The sequence below is a fragment of the Cupriavidus sp. HE11 genome (assembly GCF_056097175.1).
On sequence record NZ_CP184464.1, the window covers coordinates 3,477,984 to 3,497,275 of the forward strand.

The 19,292-nt window shown below is 63.0% G+C and carries 35 protein-coding genes and 1 tRNA gene; 20 read left to right on the forward strand and 16 right to left on the reverse strand.

The genetic code is table 11. From position 1 onward, the window contains the following. The first annotated feature begins 59 nt into the window (after positions 1-59). The 3 genes from ACOABP_RS16145 to ACOABP_RS16155 all read left to right on the forward strand — a co-directional run bounded on the left by ACOABP_RS16145 (position 60) and on the right by ACOABP_RS16155 (position 2,859). Positions 60-1,385, forward strand: coding sequence for an MFS transporter (locus tag ACOABP_RS16145; protein WP_474226116.1), 1,326 nt, complete (start codon positions 60-62; stop codon positions 1,383-1,385). Between the two features lie 212 nt (positions 1,386-1,597). Continuing rightward, positions 1,598-1,684: transfer RNA gene (locus tag ACOABP_RS16150), tRNA-Leu, on the forward strand. Positions 1,685-1,836: 152 nt separating this feature from the next. Continuing rightward, entirely contained in the window at positions 1,837-2,859 is a 1,023-nt protein-coding gene (locus tag ACOABP_RS16155) for a tyrosine-type recombinase/integrase (protein ID WP_474226117.1), read from the forward strand. Here ACOABP_RS16155 and ACOABP_RS16160 read toward each other — a convergent pair. From ACOABP_RS16160 to ACOABP_RS16230, 15 genes are all read right to left on the reverse strand, one after another. Beyond that, entirely contained in the window at positions 2,856-3,158 is a 303-nt protein-coding gene (locus ACOABP_RS16160) for a hypothetical protein (RefSeq protein WP_474226119.1), read from the reverse strand. The two genes, ACOABP_RS16155 and ACOABP_RS16160, sit on opposite strands and share 4 nt — an antisense overlap. Positions 3,159-3,177: 19 nt before the next feature. Beyond that, the gene (locus ACOABP_RS16165; protein WP_474226121.1) at positions 3,178-3,699 is read right to left on the reverse strand and encodes a hypothetical protein; all 522 of its coding nucleotides are present in this window, start codon (positions 3,697-3,699) and stop codon (positions 3,178-3,180) included. A gap of 5 nt (positions 3,700-3,704) precedes the next feature. Next, complete coding sequence (locus tag ACOABP_RS16170) at positions 3,705-4,319, reverse strand: hypothetical protein (RefSeq protein ID WP_474226122.1); 615 nt, start codon at positions 4,317-4,319, stop codon at positions 3,705-3,707. Continuing rightward, entirely contained in the window at positions 4,319-4,507 is a 189-nt protein-coding gene (locus ACOABP_RS16175; protein WP_474226123.1) for a hypothetical protein, read from the reverse strand. Before ACOABP_RS16175 ends, ACOABP_RS16170 begins: the two co-directional genes overlap by 1 nt. A 109-nt stretch (positions 4,508-4,616) precedes the next feature. Beyond that, the gene (locus ACOABP_RS16180; RefSeq protein WP_474226124.1) at positions 4,617-5,975 is read right to left on the reverse strand and encodes an RNA-directed DNA polymerase; all 1,359 of its coding nucleotides are present in this window, start codon (positions 5,973-5,975) and stop codon (positions 4,617-4,619) included. Continuing rightward, positions 5,968-6,342: a four helix bundle protein gene (locus tag ACOABP_RS16185; RefSeq protein ID WP_474226125.1), complete on the reverse strand. Its 375-nt coding sequence runs from the start codon at positions 6,340-6,342 to the stop codon at positions 5,968-5,970. Before ACOABP_RS16185 ends, ACOABP_RS16180 begins: the two co-directional genes overlap by 8 nt. A 14-nt stretch (positions 6,343-6,356) precedes the next feature. Beyond that, entirely contained in the window at positions 6,357-6,818 is a 462-nt protein-coding gene (locus ACOABP_RS16190; protein ID WP_474226127.1) for an Lcl C-terminal domain-containing protein, read from the reverse strand. Positions 6,819-6,849: 31 nt separating this feature from the next. Further along, positions 6,850-7,209: an Lcl C-terminal domain-containing protein gene (locus ACOABP_RS16195; RefSeq protein WP_474226128.1), complete on the reverse strand. Its 360-nt coding sequence runs from the start codon at positions 7,207-7,209 to the stop codon at positions 6,850-6,852. 69 nt (positions 7,210-7,278) lie between these two features. Continuing rightward, positions 7,279-7,593, reverse strand: a complete 315-nt coding sequence (locus tag ACOABP_RS16200) for a hypothetical protein (RefSeq protein WP_474226129.1) — start codon at positions 7,591-7,593, stop codon at positions 7,279-7,281. Positions 7,594-7,605: 12 nt separating this feature from the next. Next, positions 7,606-8,703, reverse strand: coding sequence for a hypothetical protein (locus ACOABP_RS16205; RefSeq protein ID WP_474226130.1), 1,098 nt, complete (start codon positions 8,701-8,703; stop codon positions 7,606-7,608). Positions 8,704-8,834: 131 nt separating this feature from the next. Continuing rightward, complete coding sequence (locus ACOABP_RS16210) at positions 8,835-8,960, reverse strand: hypothetical protein (protein WP_474226132.1); 126 nt, start codon at positions 8,958-8,960, stop codon at positions 8,835-8,837. Continuing rightward, entirely contained in the window at positions 8,957-9,271 is a 315-nt protein-coding gene (locus ACOABP_RS16215; RefSeq protein ID WP_474226133.1) for a hypothetical protein, read from the reverse strand. Before ACOABP_RS16215 ends, ACOABP_RS16210 begins: the two co-directional genes overlap by 4 nt. Further along, the gene (locus ACOABP_RS16220) at positions 9,268-9,504 is read right to left on the reverse strand and encodes a hypothetical protein (protein ID WP_474226134.1); all 237 of its coding nucleotides are present in this window, start codon (positions 9,502-9,504) and stop codon (positions 9,268-9,270) included. The genes ACOABP_RS16215 and ACOABP_RS16220 overlap by 4 nt, the downstream gene beginning before the upstream one ends. Continuing rightward, a complete protein-coding gene (locus ACOABP_RS16225) occupies positions 9,501-9,938 on the reverse strand; it encodes a hypothetical protein (protein WP_474226136.1) in 438 nt (145 codons plus the stop codon). Before ACOABP_RS16225 ends, ACOABP_RS16220 begins: the two co-directional genes overlap by 4 nt. 616 nt (positions 9,939-10,554) lie before the next feature. Next, the gene (locus ACOABP_RS16230) at positions 10,555-11,091 is read right to left on the reverse strand and encodes a helix-turn-helix domain-containing protein (protein ID WP_474226137.1); all 537 of its coding nucleotides are present in this window, start codon (positions 11,089-11,091) and stop codon (positions 10,555-10,557) included. Between the two features lie 81 nt (positions 11,092-11,172). Between ACOABP_RS16230 and ACOABP_RS16235 the strand changes: the two genes are divergently transcribed. Then, positions 11,173-11,409, forward strand: coding sequence for a YdaS family helix-turn-helix protein (locus tag ACOABP_RS16235; protein WP_474226138.1), 237 nt, complete (start codon positions 11,173-11,175; stop codon positions 11,407-11,409). A gap of 5 nt (positions 11,410-11,414) precedes the next feature. Here ACOABP_RS16235 and ACOABP_RS16240 read toward each other — a convergent pair whose 3' ends face one another. After that, entirely contained in the window at positions 11,415-11,759 is a 345-nt protein-coding gene (locus tag ACOABP_RS16240; RefSeq protein ID WP_474226140.1) for a hypothetical protein, read from the reverse strand. Between the two features lie 167 nt (positions 11,760-11,926). Between ACOABP_RS16240 and ACOABP_RS16245 the strand changes: the two genes are divergently transcribed. From ACOABP_RS16245 to ACOABP_RS16320, 16 genes are all read left to right on the forward strand, one after another. Then, entirely contained in the window at positions 11,927-12,325 is a 399-nt protein-coding gene (locus ACOABP_RS16245) for an XRE family transcriptional regulator (RefSeq protein ID WP_474226142.1), read from the forward strand. Further along, positions 12,318-12,506 (forward strand): hypothetical protein, encoded by a 189-nt coding sequence (locus ACOABP_RS16250; RefSeq protein WP_474226143.1) that lies wholly within the window; start codon positions 12,318-12,320, stop codon positions 12,504-12,506. Before ACOABP_RS16245 ends, ACOABP_RS16250 begins: the two co-directional genes overlap by 8 nt. Before the next feature lie 12 nt (positions 12,507-12,518). Then, positions 12,519-12,683 carry a ribosome modulation factor gene (locus ACOABP_RS16255; protein WP_474226144.1) on the forward strand — a complete coding sequence of 55 codons (165 nt, stop codon included), beginning with the start codon at positions 12,519-12,521 and terminating at the stop codon, positions 12,681-12,683. Positions 12,684-12,698: 15 nt separating this feature from the next. Beyond that, positions 12,699-12,995, forward strand: a complete 297-nt coding sequence (locus ACOABP_RS16260; protein WP_474226145.1) for a LexA family transcriptional regulator — start codon at positions 12,699-12,701, stop codon at positions 12,993-12,995. Beyond that, positions 12,995-13,354, forward strand: coding sequence for a nuclease domain-containing protein (locus tag ACOABP_RS16265; protein WP_474226147.1), 360 nt, complete (start codon positions 12,995-12,997; stop codon positions 13,352-13,354). Before ACOABP_RS16260 ends, ACOABP_RS16265 begins: the two co-directional genes overlap by 1 nt. Continuing rightward, entirely contained in the window at positions 13,351-14,337 is a 987-nt protein-coding gene (locus ACOABP_RS16270) for a helix-turn-helix domain-containing protein (RefSeq protein ID WP_474226148.1), read from the forward strand. Before ACOABP_RS16265 ends, ACOABP_RS16270 begins: the two co-directional genes overlap by 4 nt. Further along, a complete protein-coding gene (locus ACOABP_RS16275; protein WP_474226150.1) occupies positions 14,334-14,705 on the forward strand; it encodes a DUF1064 domain-containing protein in 372 nt (123 codons plus the stop codon). Before ACOABP_RS16270 ends, ACOABP_RS16275 begins: the two co-directional genes overlap by 4 nt. Next, complete coding sequence (locus tag ACOABP_RS16280) at positions 14,702-15,073, forward strand: hypothetical protein (RefSeq protein ID WP_474226151.1); 372 nt, start codon at positions 14,702-14,704, stop codon at positions 15,071-15,073. The genes ACOABP_RS16275 and ACOABP_RS16280 overlap by 4 nt, the downstream gene beginning before the upstream one ends. A 28-nt stretch (positions 15,074-15,101) precedes the next feature. Continuing rightward, the gene (locus tag ACOABP_RS16285) at positions 15,102-15,719 is read left to right on the forward strand and encodes a hypothetical protein (RefSeq protein ID WP_474226152.1); all 618 of its coding nucleotides are present in this window, start codon (positions 15,102-15,104) and stop codon (positions 15,717-15,719) included. Then, complete coding sequence (locus ACOABP_RS16290; RefSeq protein ID WP_474226153.1) at positions 15,716-15,988, forward strand: hypothetical protein; 273 nt, start codon at positions 15,716-15,718, stop codon at positions 15,986-15,988. The genes ACOABP_RS16285 and ACOABP_RS16290 overlap by 4 nt, the downstream gene beginning before the upstream one ends. Before the next feature lie 16 nt (positions 15,989-16,004). Beyond that, positions 16,005-16,628: a DNA-binding protein gene (locus ACOABP_RS16295; RefSeq protein WP_474226154.1), complete on the forward strand. Its 624-nt coding sequence runs from the start codon at positions 16,005-16,007 to the stop codon at positions 16,626-16,628. Then, positions 16,625-17,533, forward strand: a complete 909-nt coding sequence (locus tag ACOABP_RS16300; protein WP_474226155.1) for a hypothetical protein — start codon at positions 16,625-16,627, stop codon at positions 17,531-17,533. The genes ACOABP_RS16295 and ACOABP_RS16300 overlap by 4 nt, the downstream gene beginning before the upstream one ends. Further along, the gene (locus ACOABP_RS16305; protein ID WP_474226157.1) at positions 17,530-17,925 is read left to right on the forward strand and encodes a hypothetical protein; all 396 of its coding nucleotides are present in this window, start codon (positions 17,530-17,532) and stop codon (positions 17,923-17,925) included. The genes ACOABP_RS16300 and ACOABP_RS16305 overlap by 4 nt, the downstream gene beginning before the upstream one ends. A 147-nt stretch (positions 17,926-18,072) precedes the next feature. Beyond that, entirely contained in the window at positions 18,073-18,219 is a 147-nt protein-coding gene (locus ACOABP_RS16310; RefSeq protein WP_474226159.1) for a hypothetical protein, read from the forward strand. Positions 18,220-18,318: 99 nt separating this feature from the next. Next, positions 18,319-18,696, forward strand: coding sequence for a hypothetical protein (locus ACOABP_RS16315; protein ID WP_474226160.1), 378 nt, complete (start codon positions 18,319-18,321; stop codon positions 18,694-18,696). A gap of 6 nt (positions 18,697-18,702) precedes the next feature. Then, entirely contained in the window at positions 18,703-19,044 is a 342-nt protein-coding gene (locus tag ACOABP_RS16320; RefSeq protein WP_474226161.1) for an HNH endonuclease, read from the forward strand. Positions 19,045-19,292 lie beyond the last annotated feature (248 nt).

Consider the following 19,292-nt stretch of genomic DNA (forward strand, 5'->3'; position numbering starts at 1 on the left):
CGAGAGGGCGCCGCCAACGTAGCGGCGCCCCGCCAACCACACCCAAGGAGTAGTCACCGATGTCTTCCGTGATGAGCGGCGCCCCCGGCGCCCTGGAGAGCCTGCCGCCCGCACAGCTGGCGCAGCAACGCAGCGAGGCGTACCGCAAGATCACCGTACGCCTGATCCCGTTCCTCGTATTCCTGTTCATCCTGGCGTGGATCGACCGCGTCAACGTGGGCTTTGCCAAGCTGCAGATGCTGCAGGACCTGCAGTTCAGCGAAGCCGTGTACGGGCTGGGCGCGGGGATTTTCTTCATCGGCTACTTCCTGTTCGAAGTGCCGAGCAACCTGCTTCTGGAAAAGATTGGCGCGCGCAAGACGCTGGCGCGCATCACCATCCTGTGGGGCTTCGCCTCGATGGCGATGATCTTCGTGAAGACCCCGATGCAGTTCTACACGCTGCGCTTCATGCTGGGCATCTTCGAGGCCGGCTTCTTTCCGGGCGTGGTGCTGTACCTGACCTACTGGTTCCCGGCCGAACGCCGCGCACGCATCAACGGCCTGTTCATGACGTCGTTCGCCATCGCCGGCGTGGTCGGCGGCCCGCTGGCGGGCTTCATCATGAGCGCGATGGACGGCGTGGACGGCCTGGCCAACTGGCAATGGCTGTTCGTGATCGAAGGCATTCCGTCGGTGCTGGCCGGTATCGCCGTGCTGCTGTACCTGCCGGAAAAGCCTGTCAACGCGAAGTGGCTGTCGCAGCAGGAACAGGTCATCGTCACGCGTGATATCGAACAGGAGGCACGCGACCCGGCCAAGCATTCGTCACTGAAGGGCGCCTTTGCCAACGCCCGCGTCTGGATCTGCGCGGCCATCTACTTCTGCGTGGTCAGCGGCAACGCCACGATCGCGTTCTGGTCGCCGTCGATCATCAAGGAACTGGGGGTGCAGGGCAACCTGCAGATCGGCCTGGTCTCGGCCATCCCGTTCGTGGCCGGCACGATTGCCATGGTGCTAAACGGCATCCACTCTGACCGCACCGGCGAACGCCGCATGCACTGCGCGCTGGCCACGCTGCTGGCCGCCGTGGGCCTGACGCTGACGGGGTTCTGGCTGCATAGCGCCGTGCTGGCCCTGATCGCACTGACCGTCGCGTCGGTCGGCATCCTGGCCGCATTCCCGGTCTTCTGGTCGCTGCCCTCGGCCTTCCTGGCCGGCACGGCCGCAGCCGGCGGCATCGCGCTGATCAACTCGATCGGCAACCTGGCCGGCTTTGTGGCGCCGTACATGATCGGCTGGTTCAAGACCACTACGGGCCAGCTGGCCTCGGGCCTGTATTTCGTGGCGGCACTGGAAGCCTGCGCCACGGTACTGGTGATCGCGTTCATCCGCGCCCGCCAGTAATTTTCAGCGGCTTTGTCAGAGGGGCGGGCAGGGGGCTGGATTCCCCCGACGCCTTGCGATACAATCCGCTTCCTTATTGCGCCGCAGGCAGAAGTTACGCCGGCGGCACGAACCGGATCCCGGCGCGCAACGCGCCAACAGCAAGCCACAAGCAGGAAAAGGCGGGCAGTCCAGCCGCCTTTTTTGCTTTGTGAATGCCCGGTTCCAGGACTGCGAGGGTGGCGAAATTGGTAGACGCACCAGGTTTAGGTCCTGACGCCAGCAATGGTGTAGGGGTTCGAGTCCCCTCCCTCGCACCAAATACCAAAGCCACACGGCGCCGAGAAACGCCGCAAACCACGGTAGTACAAGGGTTTGCGGCTAGCCGTGTGGCTCTCCAGCCCTCTTGAAATTCCGCACGAAACCTCACTAAACTACGCGTCATTACGCCGAATTTACGCTGAGGTTACGCATGGCTTCCTTCCGGAAGGTCAAGAACGGCTGGCGCGCCGAGGTCTATGTGCAGGGCACGCGCGACTCCAAGAACCTGGACACCAAGGCCGAGGCCCAAGCATGGGCGTCGCAACGGGAGACCGAGCTGCGCTCGATCAGCGGCGGAATGGGGAGCAAGACACACACCGTTGGCGACGTGCTGAAAACCTACGCCGAGAAGGTGAGCCCAGCCAAGAAGGGCGAGCGGTGGGAGGTGATCCGGCTAGACCTCATTGGCGACATTGTCGTGCTGGGGCGGAAGTTCGGAGACATCAAGCTGGTGGACCTCCAGCCCGCCCACATTGCCGCCTGGCGCGACGTCAGGCAGCGTGGGACGGACGAGCAGCCGGGAATCGCTGGCGCTTCGGTATCCCGCGAAATGTCCCTAATGTCTCACGCCTTCAAGGTGGCGCATGAGGAGTGGGGCTGGCTGACGCACAACCCCATGAAGAACGTCCGGCGGCCGCCCGACTCGCCGCCGCGCGACCGGCGCATCTCCGACAAGGAAATCGAGGACATGACCCTGGCCTTGGGCTACTACGAGGGTCATCCCGTTTCGTTGTCGTCCCAACGTGTGGCGGTGTCGTTTCTATTGGCAATCGAAACGGCTATGCGCTCTGGCGAGTTACTGGGCCTGACCTCGCACACAGTCGATCTGGAGCGCCGGGTCGCTCACCTTCCGATGACCAAAAATGGCGGTGCCCGGGACGTGCCGCTGTCCACGCGCGCGATTGAGCTACTGAAGATGCTGCCGAAGGTGAAGGACGGCGAGCCGCTGTTTGCGCTACCGGCGGCCAGCCGCGATGCTCTCTTCAGGAAGGCAAAGAAAAAGGCCGGCATCGCCGACCTGACATTCCACGACACCCGCCACGAAGCCATCACCCGGCTTTCGACGAAACTCGACGTGCTCGCGCTGGCCCGGATGACCGGGCACACCAACCTCAGCGAGCTGCGGACCTACTACAACGAGTCGGCGGCCGAGCTGGCGCTGCGGCTGGGTTAATCCGGCTTGCGAGGGCGGCCCATCTTGCCGCCCTGATACGACTCCACCCACTTGATGACCTCGATCGCCTTCCAGCGCGGCTGAGCCTTGCCGAGGCTGCCCGGATTCGGAAGACGGATCGGTACCGGGAAGCCGGGCACGTTCACCACGCGCTCGCGGACCACCTTGGCGGGCCGCTGCAGGTATTCGCCGATCTCCTTCGTCGACCACAGCTGCGCCTCAATCGGGATGTTCGCCATCGGGCGGATTCTCTTGTCCAGCTCTTCGATGATGCGGTCGAGTAGTTCTTGTTCGCTCATTTCTCACTCCATTCCTGCGTTACATCATCCACGGCAGGCCCTGCGCTGCAGCGCGAGCCTTCCGTTCAGCCAATTCGGCTTCAAGTGCCGCATCCAGTACGGCGGGGTTCTCGGCTAGGATCCTGTGGCCCTCACACAGCTCGGCGCGGTGGTCCGTCACCGGGTTCCAACTGCGCGCCAGATATACGATCACGGCGCCGGGGCGGGCATCGTCGGGTGGGCAGAGGCGGCACCTGTTCTGGTACCGCCGCTCGCCGACCGGGCGCGAGTTACGGATCTGCGGGTACTTCGCGCGCTCGGCGGCCACCTGGTCGTCTGTCAGCGCCTCGGCGGCCAGCTGCAGCGCGAGCAGGGTGGGGAAGTGCTGGTCGGGCAGGGCATCGAGCCAATACGACTCGACGAAGGGTTTGCCATTCGATTCGCGGCGCGCCACCATGTGGACGCCAAAGCCATCCTGATCGGCATAGCGGTAGAACGCCAGGCCGTGGGCACCGTGGCCGTGGGCGGTCGAGTAGAGGGTGAGGTCGTCAGGAATGTTCATGGTCGTCAATCCGCAGCGTCGCCGCGATACGCGGCCCACGCGTCCTGATCGCACTGAGACACCCAAATGCCGTCGCCTACCCTCCACGTAGCGGCGTACTTCCCGCCTGGAAAGGTGAAGCTTGCGGAGCAGTGGCCGTCGTGCTGTTCGATGCGATCGCCGTAGACATGGACATGCGTCGCCACGGAACCGGGATATTTCGTCTCGACCAGTTCTATCAGCGCCACTTCGGCGGCTTTTCGTCCGCGCCGGCGAGCCGCGTCGATTGCTGCGCAAGACCTGCTGCAATAAACGAACCGTCCGCGTTCGACGGGAGCGGATTCGGAGCACGTGTCGAAGTGCGGATCGGGCTCGACGTCGTACATGTCCTCGTCAACCCGGCAGCCGCAATGGAAGCACTCGAAGTGCCAACCTTGCTCGATAAGTGCGAGTGGCGGAACGGGGCCCGGTGCGAACTTGTCGAGCGCGGGGCGTCGGCGGCAATGGTCAACATCCTCCCAATCGCAGTTGCACTCGCCAGCGCCCTCCCGGCGCGCGGTGGCCGAGTTGGTGGCGAACACGATTGCCCAGTTATCGCCGCCGTCATAGACCTCGTAGGCCTTCAGGGGTTTGGTATCCATTATCGGAACAACCTCCCGTGGATCTCGTCGAGCCTGTCCACTTCGTCGGCGGTCAGATCGACGATGCGGCAGGTCTTCACCTTCTCCTTTAGTCCACGGACGAAGCCGAGTTCATCCATGCGGAGGCGGCGCTCGTCGACCAAGCCAACCAGGCGGTCGATCATCGTCGCCGTGCTGACGATTCTCATTGGCGGTCTCCTTCTGCAATCCGTTGCATCCAACGGAGGGTTTGGTGGGCGCCCCAAGCCATGGCGGCAATGAGCGCAGCGAGCATGGCGATTGCGAACGCAAGCTGGGTCATGCCTGCCCCCGATCAGCCTTGCGATAGGCTTTTGTGAGGGCGAAATCCACGGCGTGGCCACGGCCCCGAATCACCTTTGCCAGGCGAGCGCGGTCTACGTGGCTGGCCGTAGCCTGGCGGGTGAGTCCCAAGTAGCTGTTGGCCGCATCGAAGACATCGGCGGCCGGCATCTGCGCAAGGCGTTGCACCGCGACATTCACCGAGCGGGCGCGGGTATGACGTGCCCATGGACGTATTACCTGCCCAACGAAATCGATGCCGCGTGCGGCCGTTTGCAGGATCGTCTTCGTTGGATTCAGGCGTGCGTGCAGCTGGCGCGGTAGGAAGGCTTCGATGCGCGATAGCGCGGCATTCAGCCACTGCGGCGACTGATGCAGGATCAGAAAATCATCGACATAGCGGATGTAATGCCGCGCGCCGATCTGGTGCTTCACGAACTGATCCAGCTCGTTGAGGTACACATTCGCGAAGAACTGGCTGCTGAGGTTGCCGATTGGTAGCCCTAGGTGGGCTGGCTGCTCCATAAGCCGCTTGTGCGTCGGCACGAGCCCCATCATCGAGCGATCGCCGAGGTAGGCGAAATCAGCCCGTGGGTCGTGCATCAGCACGAGCTCTGCTAGCCATTGCCAGAACGGCTCAGTGATCTTCACTCGCAGCAGCTGCAGCAGGATGCTCTTGTCGATGCTGACGAAGAAGTTGGCTAGATCACACTTCAGGTAGAACACAGGCCGCGACCAGTTCTGCGTGATGCTGCGCACCTTCGCTTCCAGACGACGCGCGGCATACAGGGTTCCACGCCCCTTGATGCAGGCGCAGGAGTCAGCGATGAACGACCGCTCGAATCGCGGTCCGATCTTCCGGTAAAGCAGGTGATGTACGATGCGATCTCGGAACTCTGCAGCCCATACCTCACGTGGCTTCGGTCGCGTGATGACGAAGCACTTCGACCGTCCAGGTGTGTAGATACCCTCGACCAGTTCGTCGTACAGGCCGCGAAGGTTTCGCTCCAGGTCGACCTCGAACGCCAGCGCGCTCACGCTGTTTCGCTTCGTGCGGCGGCAGTCGATGTAGGCTTCCAGGAGTTCGTAAAACGAGAAGGGGGCGCTTTCGTTCCAATCTGCGGACGGCGCGAGCGCGAAGCTCGTTGTTCTGGTGGTTGTTGTTCTGGTTGCCGTTGTTGAAGTTCTGATACCAGGCCCAGCCGTATCCATCATGCTATCCACGTCGCCCGGCCGATTGCTCAGCCGGGGAACTGCGCCGGACGCTGCCCGGAAGCTACCGGAGGTATCCGTGATGCGCCTGTCGGTGGCCTCGTGAGCCAGCGGCATGACCAGATTGAAAGATCGCTCAGTCATGGCGGCCTTGACCTCCGTGAAGCGGGCGATTTGCGAACTTTTTCCAGCCGTTGGCCTGCTTGCCAATCCCGGTCGTGATCTCGATGGCCTTGGCGTATCCGGGCCGGGAGATCAGCCGCTTGTCCATGCCGAGGCGCAGGAGCAGCTCGATCACCTGCAGGCGCTCCAGAAGTTCCACCAGGTGCGGCGACTTGTCGGCGGCCACGTTGGCGCGGAACACGAGCACCATGATCTCAATGCACTCGGCGTTGATCTTCTCGCCGATGCTGCGCTTGAAATCGCGGGCCATGTTCTTGACCAAGTCGGTGACAACGTCCAGAAGACCGTATGCCGCCTTGTAGATCGGAAGTTGGGTGTGCAGAGCCACGGTGGTTCAAATGGTTAAATTACTGAAGGAATGAATCTGCGGACGGCGCGAGCGCGAAGCTCGTGGTACTGGCGGTAGTAGCACTGGGTGCCGTTGTAGAAGGTCTGAAACCAGGCCCAGCCGTCGTTTTCCTCGTGCTCCTCACCGGACCAGTACCAAGCTGACTCAAACTCGCCCTTCAGGTTGGCAAACAGGAGGGACTGCTCGCGGCGTGTAGGCAGCGAAGCGTCGCGGTCACCGGCCCAGATGCAGGCATCTTTCCAGTTGACGCTCTCGACCTCGCCGGGCAGCAGAATCAGGTGGTAGTCCGGCTGTCCTTCATCGCCGAGGACGAGGCCCGCGTAGCGTTCACCTGGTGCGAGTGGGATCTTCACGCCGGCGACGGTGTATTCCGTGGGCAGCGGCTGTTTGCGGAAAGCCTCGATCATTGCGGCTACGCGCGAGTGTGCGGACTCGATCTGTTCAAGCGTGATCATGTGGTGCGCTCCAGAGGAAATGGATGAAGGGTTAAATCGGCAATCTGCGGACGGCGCGAGCGCGAAGCTCGATGCCCTGGTGGTTGCGGTCCTGGTAGCCGTCGTTGAAGTACTGATACCAGGCCCAGCCGTCATTGTTGTGGTGGACCTCGTTGCTCCAGTACCAATCCTTCTGAAACTGGTCGCGGAAGTTGGCCCACAACATGGCCTGCTCGACGCGGCTCGGGAGGTCGCCGCCGATCGACTTCGCCCATTCCATCTGGGCTTGCCACGTGGCGTCGCCGTTATCACCCGGCAAAAGGATCACGTGATGGAAGTCGCCGTTTTTGTCACCGAGGGCGCCGACGTAGGTTTCGCCTTCGGACAGCGGCGGGATTTGCAGTTGTTGCATGCTGTTTCCTGTGAGTAGCGTGGGTACTGCGTTAGGCCGGGGACCGGTCGTGCCGCTTTCCCCGGTTGGTCAGGCCGCCTCTTCGAGAGGGAAGAGGGTGGGTGTGTCGTCGAGCTGATCCACCTGGTGGCCGTTGATGTCCGAGTGGACAATGACGCCATCGATGCGAACCCATCGCACGCGGGTCTCGCCATTCGGGCCGGCGCCGCGGAACAGGTGGGTGGGGCTGGCAATGATCCTGTCGCGCTCGCCGGGGGCTTCCTGGCTCTCGACCGTCAGCCGCACGGCGCGCTTGATGTACTCCAGTTCGAGGTTGTCCATCGTCTGGACATCGCCCTTGCGTGCCGCTCTGGCGGCCTTGCGCTTGATTTCGTCAATAGTCATGGTGAACTCCGATTACATGCGCATCGGTTGGAGCAGGCCGCGCCACGAGCCGTCCTGCAGGAGGTAGGAGGGCGGCGGGCCGTTTTCTGGCTGCACCCACGAGAGGGACACGTCCTCGGTCTTCACTTGCCCAAGGAGTCGCATCAATTGGGACCCGATGAACGATGCGTCGAGGTGGGATTCCATCGCCACTTCCTTGAGCTCCAGATCCGCCTCGACGGAGTGCGCCTCGCTGGAGATCGTCAGGGAGCAGTAATTCCCGTCCTGTTCCATCCGGATAATTCCGTCGACGCTATCGAAGGTCCGGTGCAGCGGGCACACCTTTACCAAGTCGTCGCGGCTGAAGGTGACGAACTGGTTCGGGTTGGGGATGAGACGCTTCCAGTCGATGTATTTGCCTGGCGCCAAGGTGCAAATCACCTGGACGTCTGCGTTGCTGGCCAGTAGGTGCCCCTTGTAGACCTCGAAATGGTCCGCGCCGATGCTGGCGAGGATCGATGCAGACGTGTCTGGCAGGGCGATGCCAAACTTTGGCACGCTCGCACCGAAAGCGGCCGGCGTTACGGGGACCACGTTGGTGGCCATCGTGAGGCCATCGCAGCCGACCAGATGAGCAGACTCGCCATCGCACTCGATCCAGAGATTGCGCAGGATCGGCTTATCAATGCGACCTTGCGCGGCGATGGCAAACGACACGGTGCCGATCTTGCCGGTAAGGTCTGGCGCATCGAAGACGGCTTCCGGCTCGCCTTCCAGCTTCGGCATCGGGAAAATGTCGCCGGGCAGGGTGGGCAAGCTCATGCGAGTGCGGCCTGCGCGGGCGACGATCTTGCCCTTGTCGCTGGTGAAGGTGATGGAGGCTGCGCCAAGGCTACAGATGGCATTCAGCTTGTCGGCCGGCAGGCACAGGTCGACATCCTCGTCGACGCTCGCTTCGGCGCTCGCGCTGACCGTCAGGTAGCCCGAAGAGCCGATCAAGCGGATGCCGCCAGTGTCAGCTCTGCCGGCGACGCGGACATGAGTGAAGGCGGGCAGCGGCGACTTCGGCAGCACCGCCTGGTTGGCGGCCTTGAAAGCGTCGCCCAGTGCTTTTCCAGAAATGGAGAACATCTGTGTATCCGTGGTGGTTGGTCAGTGGAGGCGGACGTATTCGAGGTCGCCGTTCGGCAGCAGGCGGCCGCTCAGCTTCCAACCCTTGGCGCGCATCTCGCGTACGTGGTCGAGCATGAAGACGTCGTTGTTCATGACTGCCTCCAGATAGGGGTGGCGGTGGGCGCTTCAGGATTGAAAGCGGCATAGAGGCCGGAGAGGGCGATCACGCCGACGGCGGTACCAACCCAGAAGGCGATGGCGCGGAGAAGCTTCATCGGGCCGTTCCGGTTGCAAGCGACTGCATCCCAGCCAGCTTTTGTTGATGCAGCCAGAAGTCCCGCTCGCCACGCAGCATCTGGCCGACCGGCGTGTTGGCGGCGAAGCCCTTGATCGTGGCGCGCAGGTTGTCCAGTCGATCCGCCACTGAGATGTCGGCGGCACCGTGGCTGTTGAGGATCGCGCGACCCTCCTTAATGCCCATCAGGTACTCGGCAGTCACGGCGGTCGGACGCGCCATGCAGGCGCCCGAGCACTCGCCGGCCGGGTAGTCGCAGCCGCCGGAGGCGTGTTTGCAGATGGCGCTCATGCTGCGCACCCCTTGCACTTGGAAATGACGGCGGCACGCTCGGCGTTGCGGGCGGGGATCTGGCCCTTGATCTCGGAGCGGGCATTGCGCTCGGCCCAGACCTGGCGCTGCAGCGTGGACATAAGTCCGGCTGCGTTGCTGATGATCGTGTGGGCCATCTGCAACTCGAGCAGCAACTCGGCGTAGGCGTTGGCCAGATCTGCCTGGTGGTGGGCGGCTTGGGCGGGCGTCATGCTGCCTCCTTTAGCTGCTGCGAGGCCGTGAAATCATGCTCGGCGCGCGCCAGGTTCTCCACCGTTGTGAAGACCTGCAGATTCAGGCGGCCCTTCTTGAACACGACCGTCCGGAGAATGCTGCCGCTCTCGTCGCGGTCGATGATCAAGAAGCCGACGGTCAGGAGGGCTTTGATCAGCGAGATTTCCGACGACGTCGTGATGACGGAGATGCGGATGGTGTTCCGCTTGCCGTATGCGGGCGACAGATTTCCCGCATAGAGGGTGTGGCCGGCGGCCTTGATTTCGGCCTGCATGGGCTGAAGCAGTGCCAATGCGGCGGACATCTGCTTGATCTCGTCCAGGCGACCGCGGTTACGTTGGTCTTCCCAAGCCAGTGCCTGCTGATGCAGCGGCAGTGCCAGGATCTGTTGGTGGGTGAGAGCCTTGGCCATGGCTTCAGCCCTCGCCGCCAACGCGAACGGACTGGAGGGCGAACAGCACAAACAGCCACCAGACCATGATTCCGATAGGTACGAGCAGTTCCATCCCTCTATCTCCCAGTGAGCGCCGTGGCGCGTCGATGGAGGGAAGTCTACAAACACATTTGTAGAAACGCAAGAAGTGGCTACAAAATAAATTGTAGTGCTAGGGGACGCGCTCCTTTCGAGCCAAGCTGGAGGCCAGGTCGCTTGCGTGTTCTATTGCCAGCAGGGGGGATGAGGCGTAGGCCCCGGAGATGTGCGCAGTGTAGGTACCGTCCGCGCGGCGACGAATGACGATCATGTCCGCGTCACCCCCCGGAGGGACGGGCGGACGCAGACTCGAGAGCCTAGTCTGCCTGTAGGCCCCCAAGTTCACTACTTTTGCCATTGCTGTGACCCCGATGCCACCGGATGCAATTGTCCGGCGGTCTTACGAGTCACACAGATAGCGGCAACGGGATGAGGAATTAACCCCGCAAAAGCGGGATGCAGCCGCGTCTGCAGGGTACCCGGCAAACGGATATGCCAACCTCAAAAGACGAAAGCCCGCGCAAGGCGGGCTTCAAATGGCATCGTGAGGAGGGGGTTATTTTTCGACCCGCAGATTTGCAGTTCGTGCGATCTGAGGATCCGGTACACCACCCTCGATGACTCGGGTGGTGCCCTGACGGCCTTGGTCCGTATCGAGCGGCTGTTCGGAATGACGCCCCGCCTCCAGCTCCTGGAGGAAGGCAAGGGCCTTCGTCAGCTTGGCGCCATCGAGGCCTGCCAGGATCGCTGCAGCATACGAGCGCTGGGCGGATTCCAGTGCGTCCGCTGGCGCAGAGGGCGAACGGTGCTTCGTCTCTATCACCGTAAGCGTTCCGCCATTGGCATCGTAGAGCATGACGTCGGGGCGATAGCCTCCGCCGTACGACAGCCATTGGGGGTCGATCTGAAGCACCTCAGCTATGCGGGCCGAGTACTTGCTCGACTTCGCATTTTTGTTCGGATCAAGGAGGTGCTGAATGTTCTGGGGCTTGCAGCCCATGCCCACGCGCCGCGCCAGCTCGCTCTGGTCGGTGTGGGGATTCATGCCGCGGCTGGACATTGCCTCCGCGAGGCGTTCTGCGTAGGTAGACATACAAAGCATTTTGTTATGCCGGCTTGCAAAACGGCTTGTAGCGTGCTACAAATGTATTTGTAGACACGACAGGGCAATCGAATGCAAGACAGTCCGTGGCAAAAGGCCGTTCGCATGGCGCACTCGCAAGAAAAGCTGGGTGCGCTCCTGGGTGTTACCCAGCAGACGGTCTCCTACTACCTCGAAAAGGGCGGCCCGATTCCAACGAAGTACTGGCGTGCTCTTGAAACGTCTCTGGGCCTGACTCGTCAAGAGCAGCGCCCGGACGACTGGCAGGAGTACTGGCCGGAGCTGGAAGGCGCAACTGCGAAGCAGTGATGCGCTCAATTCCCGGTCTGGCCGTCTTCCAGTGCTTGTGCGATGCGTTCCAGTCGCGCAAGGAGTTCGCGCGTCGCGCGAATGCATTCCTGTAGTTGAGGGCGCTGGTCGACTGGCTGGCGCCGCCCCTTGTGGGGTTTGCCTTTTCCAGTCGCGAGCCATTGGGCAGATACGCCAAGGGCGCGCGCGATGGCTTCAGTGTGGCGGCTGCCGGTCGCGTTGCGGTTCGGGTCAGCCAGGTACTGGATGGATTGGTACTCGACGCCCACACGCAGAGCCAGAGCGCGCCGAGAGGTCGGCGGATCTGTCTGTTGCATGGCCCAGAGAAGGCGTTCGGCGTAGGTGTACATGCGGTCGAGTTTGTCATTGCCTCTGTGCAGATGTGTCTGTGTTTTGCCGGCAGAAGCTTTTGCCGGGCCGGGCGAAGCAGTGACCGCCTGGCAAAAAAATTTTCGGTCCCGGGCAACTGTGGATTCAACCGTGGAACCGATGAAATCTTTCTATAAGGACAAGAACGATGCGGACAGCGAATTTGCTTGAATGCGGCCCCAGTACTGGCTTGCAGCCAGTCAGCGAGCAGCAATCGGGCGCGCAAGGCCCGTTTCTCTCGCCCCATCTGATCGCGGAGTGCAAGACGTTCCGTGATGCGTGCGCGCTCGCCTGGGAACACCGGGCGAACCAGGGGCTGACGAAGCAGATTCTTGCGGCCATGGCTGACCTGTACCCATCGCACTCGAGCGACTACTTCCACCGGGAGAAGACCAACGCGAACGGGAAACCGCGTCGCGACCTGCCGGCGGAAAAGATCGCGGATGTGGAACGCGTCCTTGGCAACCGGGCAATCAGCCAGTACCTGGCTCGTCGAGCGATGCTGACTCTGATGGAAGAAGTGATCGCAGCGAGGACTCATGGATGAAGGGGTGGCGCTGAGGATCGCAAGGGGTGCGGTCCGGGCAGCAATGAAGAAGTACGGAGACGACAAGCAACGCGCGATCCGAGAGCTGCAGGAGATGGCCAAGAAGGATCCGCAATTGAGTGAGGCATTCACCACCACGGGCTATCTGGACTTGGAGTCCGAGCAGTCGGTGAAGCACTAACGGGGAGTCGGGATGTACGAAGTCATGAGCCGCCAGGCGGTGCGCGACCAGGGCGCGGAGGCGTTCCGGCAGGGCCGAAAGGCGGAGCAGAACCCGTACATCCCGGGTACCGACGCCCACCTTGAGTGGACGTCTGGCTACATGGCCGAGAAGCACAAGCGGGCCAAGCGCCTGTAGCAGGGGAGAGAGGGCATGCACACACAAGTCGCGCACACCAGCATCCAGACATACCGGGAGATCGGGAAGGACGGCACGGTCTCGGCCAGACAGCGCCAGATCATGCTGGTTATCCAGCCATACCCGGCCGACTACTCGCTGCAGGAACTGTGCGAGTTGACCAATCTGCCCATCAACACCGTCAGCGGCCGCGTGAATGAGCTGCGCGCCAAGCTGGGCGAGCTGGAACACGGCCCGGCGCGCGAATGCCGCATCACCGGACGCACCATCAAGCCGGTCCGCCGCCCGCATCCGCAGGGGGCGCTGTTCTGATGGTCGTCGTCATCATTGCGAACGGCAAGGCCGTCCGCGTCAACCCGCTGCTGCACCCGGACCTCCTGTGTCACGGCCAGCAGTGCTATCTCCGATTCCCGGGTGTCTGCCGGAACGATCCCTCCACCGTGGTGCCCGCGCACAGCAACCAGCTGAAGCACGGCAAGGGGAAGGGCATCAAGGCTGACGATCGCATGTCGGTGCCCGGCTGCTTCTGGTGCCACGCTGAACTCGACCAGGGGAAGCGCTACACCAAGGAACAGAAGCGCCTGGCGTGGGATGAGGCATACGACAGGTGGGCGGCATACCGCCTGCGCATGTACGGCGTGCCGGCGGCGCAGGTGGAGGCGGCTGCATGAGCACCATCATCATGTCCCAATGCTGGCCGCTCCAGATGGGCCGGACGGAGAAGTCCGTCCTTATCTCGCTGGCGGACAACGCGAACGACCAAGGGGTTTGCTGGCCCGCGGTGGACACCATCGCCATGCGTTGCTGCCTGAGCGACAGAGCGGTGCAGAAGGCCATGGACTGGCTGGAGGCGCATGGCCTGATCTCGCGCCAGCGCAAGACCGGCCGCAGCACTGTCTACACCGTGACGCCGGGCAACTACCAGGCACCGGAGAAGGCTCCGAAGAAGCAACCCCCGAACGCCGTTCACCCCCGAAGCGCGTTCACCCCCGAAGGCGGCTCACCCCCGAACGGCGTTCACCCCACCCCCGAAGCGGGTTCACCCCCACCCCCGAACGGCGTTCACCAACCCCCGAACGCCGTTCACCCTAACCGTAAAGAACCTACAGCTGAACCGTCAGGGAACCGTCAAGGCGCGCCCGCTCGGAAGGCGAAAACCGAAAAGCCGGTCGCCGGGTTTGACGCCGTCTGGGCGATCTACCCCCGGAAGGAAGGCAAGGCTGACGCCGAGAAGGCGTTCCGCAAGCTGGCCCCGGACGCTGCGCTGCTCGCCGACATCCTGGCCGCCATCGAGCGGCAGAAGGCCAGCCCGCAGTGGCGGGAGGACGGCGGCAAGTTCGTCCCGCACTGCTCGACCTGGCTGAACGGCCAGCGCTGGCTCGACGAAGGCGTGACCGTGACGGAGCCTGCTGCCGAGGATGCGCCGGACTGGTGGCAGAGCGCGACCGGCATCGAGGCGAAGGGTGCGAACTGCTGGCGCGCCCGGAAGGCTGGCGAGGAGTTCCAGCGCTACAAGGTTGGGGTCTTCAAGGTCGCAGGGGAGGGGCCGTGGCGTCATGCACTACTTGCCGACCTGCTGCGCACGAAAAGTACGTCGCACGCCGCGGTGCACGAGTTCTTCTACGGCCATCCGCCGATCGAGGGGCAGGCATGACCAGCATGTGGGGTGGTCACGCCGCGTCGGCGCGCAAGCCCAGCAAGTACCGCAACAAGCGGGTGACGGTGGGCGAAGAGACGTTCGACAGCCAGCGAGAGATGGAGCGGTACCACCACCTCCTGATCATGCAGCGGGCGGGTTTGATCCAGCAGCTGCAGCGCCAGGTCGAATTCATCCTGGCGCCGGCGGTGGTGATCGGCGGCCGGAAGCGGCCCCCGCTGAAGTACGTGGCGGATTTCACCTACGTGGAGAAGGGCGCCACGGTGCGGACGGTGGAGGACGTGAAAGGGGTGGTGACCGAGGGGTACCGGATCAAACGCCACCTGATGGCAGCTATGGGTTTGCAGATCAAGGAGACCAAATGACAGCGCAGCACATTCGAGGCCGTGGCTTGACCGCCGAAGAGATCAGCGATCTGCGGGACGCGGTGGAGGATCTGTCCAACGAACTGGCGTCGCGATATAGCGGCTACCCAGAGAACGACCGCCGCCGCGTCCGTGACATCGCCGTCGTCACGCGTGCCCGCGCCATCCTGGCTGAGATCGAGCCGAACCCCGAGTTTCCTGGCCCCGTGGACCTCGACACGCTGCTGGCCCAGGTGGCGCGCGCCGAGGAAGAGGCCAAGGACGTCTTCAAGGACGGCTGCAACCACACGATTCAGGCAATCGAGTTCATGCAGGGCGTCACGAGCATGGCCATCACCGCCCAATTCAGACCCAAGGAGCCATCGTGAGCACCGCTGACATCTGCATGGCGTACGCATGCCTGTTCATGGCCGGGGTGGCGATTTCGATCCTGTGGGGGATGGCGCGATGATCAGGAGACCGTGGACCGAGGCGGACGACGCTGCGCTGGCCCAATGCTACCGCGACGGTATGAAGTCGCCCGACATCGCCGCCAAGCTTGGGCGGCCGCGCGGGTCGGTGAACTGCCGGGCCGTGAAGCTGGGGCTGACGAAGAAGGCGCAGCGCGGCGACCAGAACCCCGTCTGGATCGCCATCAAGGAGATCTGTGCGGATGGCATTGCGCGGACGGTCCATGAACTGGCGGATGCTACCGGCGAGAAGCACGCGAACATTGAGCGGCTGTTCTATGTCCGCCGGGACATGCACCAGGCGCACATCGTCGGCTACGAGCCCGTAGCGCGCGGTACGTCGCGCCCGCTGTGGCTGCCGGTCCCCGGCGTGGACGTGCCGCGGGGAACTCCGTCAGCTGCTGCCGTCGAGCAAAAGGTGCGTCGCGCCATGCGCAAGACAGAAGATCCAGACAACACGGCCGAGTGGAAACGGCGGGTGAAGGTGCAGGCGGCTCCGCGCGCCATCGCTGCGACGCAGCACCCGCTGATGGTCGCCTTTTACGGACTGGAGACGCCGGCATGACGGAAAAGCGGAAGGGCGGCCCGCTGTCCATCCTGGCGGCAAGGCTCTGCGAGAACCCCGAATTCCGCCGGATGGTGGCAGTGCGCACCGGACGGCCGTGCGAGACGCCAGAGGACGCCCGGGCGCGCATCCTGGAGCGGTGCGGCGTTACCTCCCGGGCGGACATCGATCACGTGGCCAAGGCAGAGGCGGAGTTCCATGCATCATTCCGCCTGCCGTGGATGCGGTGGCAACAGGGCGCAAGACAACAGAATCAGTACGGCAGATAACCCGGGGAGCAGACAGATGAACGAGACCGAGATCCTATTCGACAGCGTGGACAGCGCCTTGCGCTTTGCGTTCTCGTACTCGACGCAGCAGTACAGCCCGACGCCGATGGCGCGGGCGATGCGTGGCGGTAACGTTGGTACGGGCAAGGGGCTGGTGGGAGTGGACGGGGCGGCCCAGGCGGGGATGATCCGGGCGGAGCTGAAGGCGATCAGCGAGCTGGACCGGTCGCTGCTGATTGCCCAGTTCGCGCCGGTGGAGTTGCCCTGCGCCTGCACCAGGGCATGCTGCTCGGGCAACCGACCAAACGTGGAGTGGGCGGACGCCGTGAGCTACCTGACGGAACACACCACCTATCTGTTCGCCGGGCACCTGTCCAGCTACAGACTGAGACGGACGCTGGTGGAGCGGCATTTCGGTGCCCACCGGGACATCCACGGGAAGAAGAAGACGATCGAACGGCTGGCGCAGGAGTGCGACATCCACCGCCAGACCGTCTCGACGCACCACCAGAAGCTGATGGCCTACTTCCGGGGCACGAAGGGCGTGAATGGGGCGGTGGGCGCCCAGGCGGTGGCCCTGCAACGGGCGGACGAACAGCTGCGCGACCGTGGCTTTGTGGGGATCGAGGAGGCAGCATGAGCCAAGACAACCTGCAAGCGGAGCGGGAGGCCTTCGAGGCCGTGTATCCGATGCCGTCCCAGTGCATGTGGACGGGTCGCGGGTATGCGGCCACCGGGTACAACGCCTGGGATGCGCACACGCATTGCAGCCGCTGGGAGGGCTGGCTCGCGGCTCGACGCGCCTCAGTCTCCGGTCTGTTGAAGCATGAGGCTACCCCGGCGTCTTCCGGTGCGGTCTCGCTGGGTGACGTTGATGAGCTTGTTGCGCCTGCCGCAGTGCGGGCAGATGAAGTAGATGCCGAAGTCGTCAATTCCGGGCTCGACGGCGCTGAAGGCAATCTCAGCGCGGCAGCGGATGCAGATCCACATGGCGATCCCCAGTCGGAAGGAGCGGAGTTTCACGATAGGACGCGCCTCGCCGGTGTTCAAGCAGCATCGGCAGAGCAGGGCGAGCGCCAATGCACGTGCGGCAGCGGGCCGGCTGGCGGCCATACGCGCGGATGCCAATTGTTCGACGAAGCCATGATGCGCTATGACCCGTTCGGGCTGGCGACGCAGCAGGATGACCGCGAGGCGACTGAGCCGCCGCTGGGTGGGCGCTGGCACCACGGTAACGGCGTTGTGGTCTGTGGCACGTTGCGCGTCTTTGGAGAGGACTTCGATACCGATCCCGCCCAGGAATTCAAAGAGCAGTTGCTGACATGGGTATGCGACACGCTCAATGCTGCGCAGAACGGCCAGCAGGTTGCGGCCTATGCTGCCCGGTACCGGTGGCTACGAGGACAGCACTGGAACGAATCCAGCATAGCTGTGGTCTGCGACCCGAAGAAGGCGGTGAAGCTTGGCGGCCATTGCCCCTACGGCGAGGGCCTGGACGAGATTATCGACGACGCCATGAAGCGCAGCGGGGAGCAGAAGGCATGAGCATCCGTATTGGAGTCGACATGAACGGGCTAGACAAGATCCTCCGGGAGATGGAGGACACATTTGCCCGCCACACCCGAAACCTCTTGAGGCAATTTGGCGCTGTCGTTGTAGGGCGTGATGCGTGGGTCGGCATGGACGCTGCCACGCGGCCTGACCCTGCCGCCGCGCGGACCCTGTACGGCTTCGAGGTGATTTGCAACGACCTGTTGACCCGGCGGCCCAAGATGCAACTCAGTCCGGAGTTTGCCGCACAGATGCCGCCAGATTGGGTAGCCGAGCAGAACGCCTGGATGGCCAAGTTTTTCGGGTATGAGTCAGTGGCATTCATGTTCGATAAGGAGGCGCTGGGTTTGCTGCGCCCCGATTTGAGTCGTTTAATTCGCTATTGAGGAAGTTGTCGTTTTTGAAGTGAAAGCAACTTCTCCTTGACCTTTCGACATTTTGTGTCGAAAATAGGCCTCATTCTGATACACCGCAGAATTGCCTCTAAAGCCCGCCGAGCGAAAGCCAGCGGGCTTTTTGCTTTGGAGATCGCCATGAAGAAGCTGTTCATCCGCTGGTTCGTAAAGGCTTGCATGGCGTATAGCGGCAAGACCCAGGCGCAGCTCTCCAAGGAAGCTGGCTTCTACCACTTCCTCTATCGGTCCCGCATTCGCGCGTGCTGGCTCGCGATCACCCGCTGATTTCTGTAACGTCTGTCTCCTCCCGGTAGTTGCCTCGGGTTTGGGTATGCCGGCCTCTGGCTGCCGTACCCGTTTCTTCTTCCTGTCGTCGGAGCTCACATGGTCTCGAAAGTGATGATGGCCAACGGCAATCCTTTCGTGCTGGCGCTGATGGATGCGCTGGGCCTGCCGCCGGCGACGCAATGGTTCGAGTTGCGCTGCGCACGCGATGAGGCTGTGACGGTTCGCTGTGCATATCTGCCTCATGCCGATAGTGCTGAGGGCTTCAATGCCAGGCCGCTGCTGGCTGACTACAGGCTGGTGCCGGTTAGCGCCACCACGCAGGGCGATCCTGCTGAGGCGTTTGCTGATGAGGTTGCCAGCGCGGGCCCCTTGTCCGTCAAGCTGGCTGTGAAGGTGCGTTGGTGGGTGCGACCGTTGATGTCGCTAATGCCTTGGCTCGCGCGACGCGCGGTGAAGGTGAGCGTCAAGGGCTGATCAATCATGGAAGGCAAGAAGCGCGGCAAGCTGGCCATGCTCGGCACCAGGTTGGCCATGGCGCAGCCTAGGACCACATCCATTGCTCCGACCCAGAGCGAGCAGCGCATGACTGGACGTCGGCTGCAGGCGCGACGCGAGCGCGTATGGACCAACGACCCAGCATGTGCTGAGTGTGGCCGCGTGACTGACTATCCGTCGGGCTTCGAGCTGGACCACAAGGTGCCGCTACATCAGGGTGGTGCTGACACCGAAGCGAACTGCCAGGTGCTGTGCTCAGGGCCTGATGGTTGCCATGCCCGCAAGACGGCTCGCGACCTCGGCCACAAGGGGCGACAGCCTCGCTAGATGTGGTTCAAGCGGCACGGCGCCGAGCTAGAAAGGGCATCAAGGCGCACAAATTGGATGGGGGAGGGGGCGGTCGAATCCTCCCGGGCTTTGTGGCCGGAAACCACACGTTCTCTCACGCGCAGAAAATTTCCCCTCCCATGGAATTTGTTAATGGGCTTAACACTGCGACGGCGTTAAGAAATGAGCGCAAATCATTGAGCGCAAACAGTAAACGTCCCGCGCAATGTTTAACTTTTGGCCCGCAC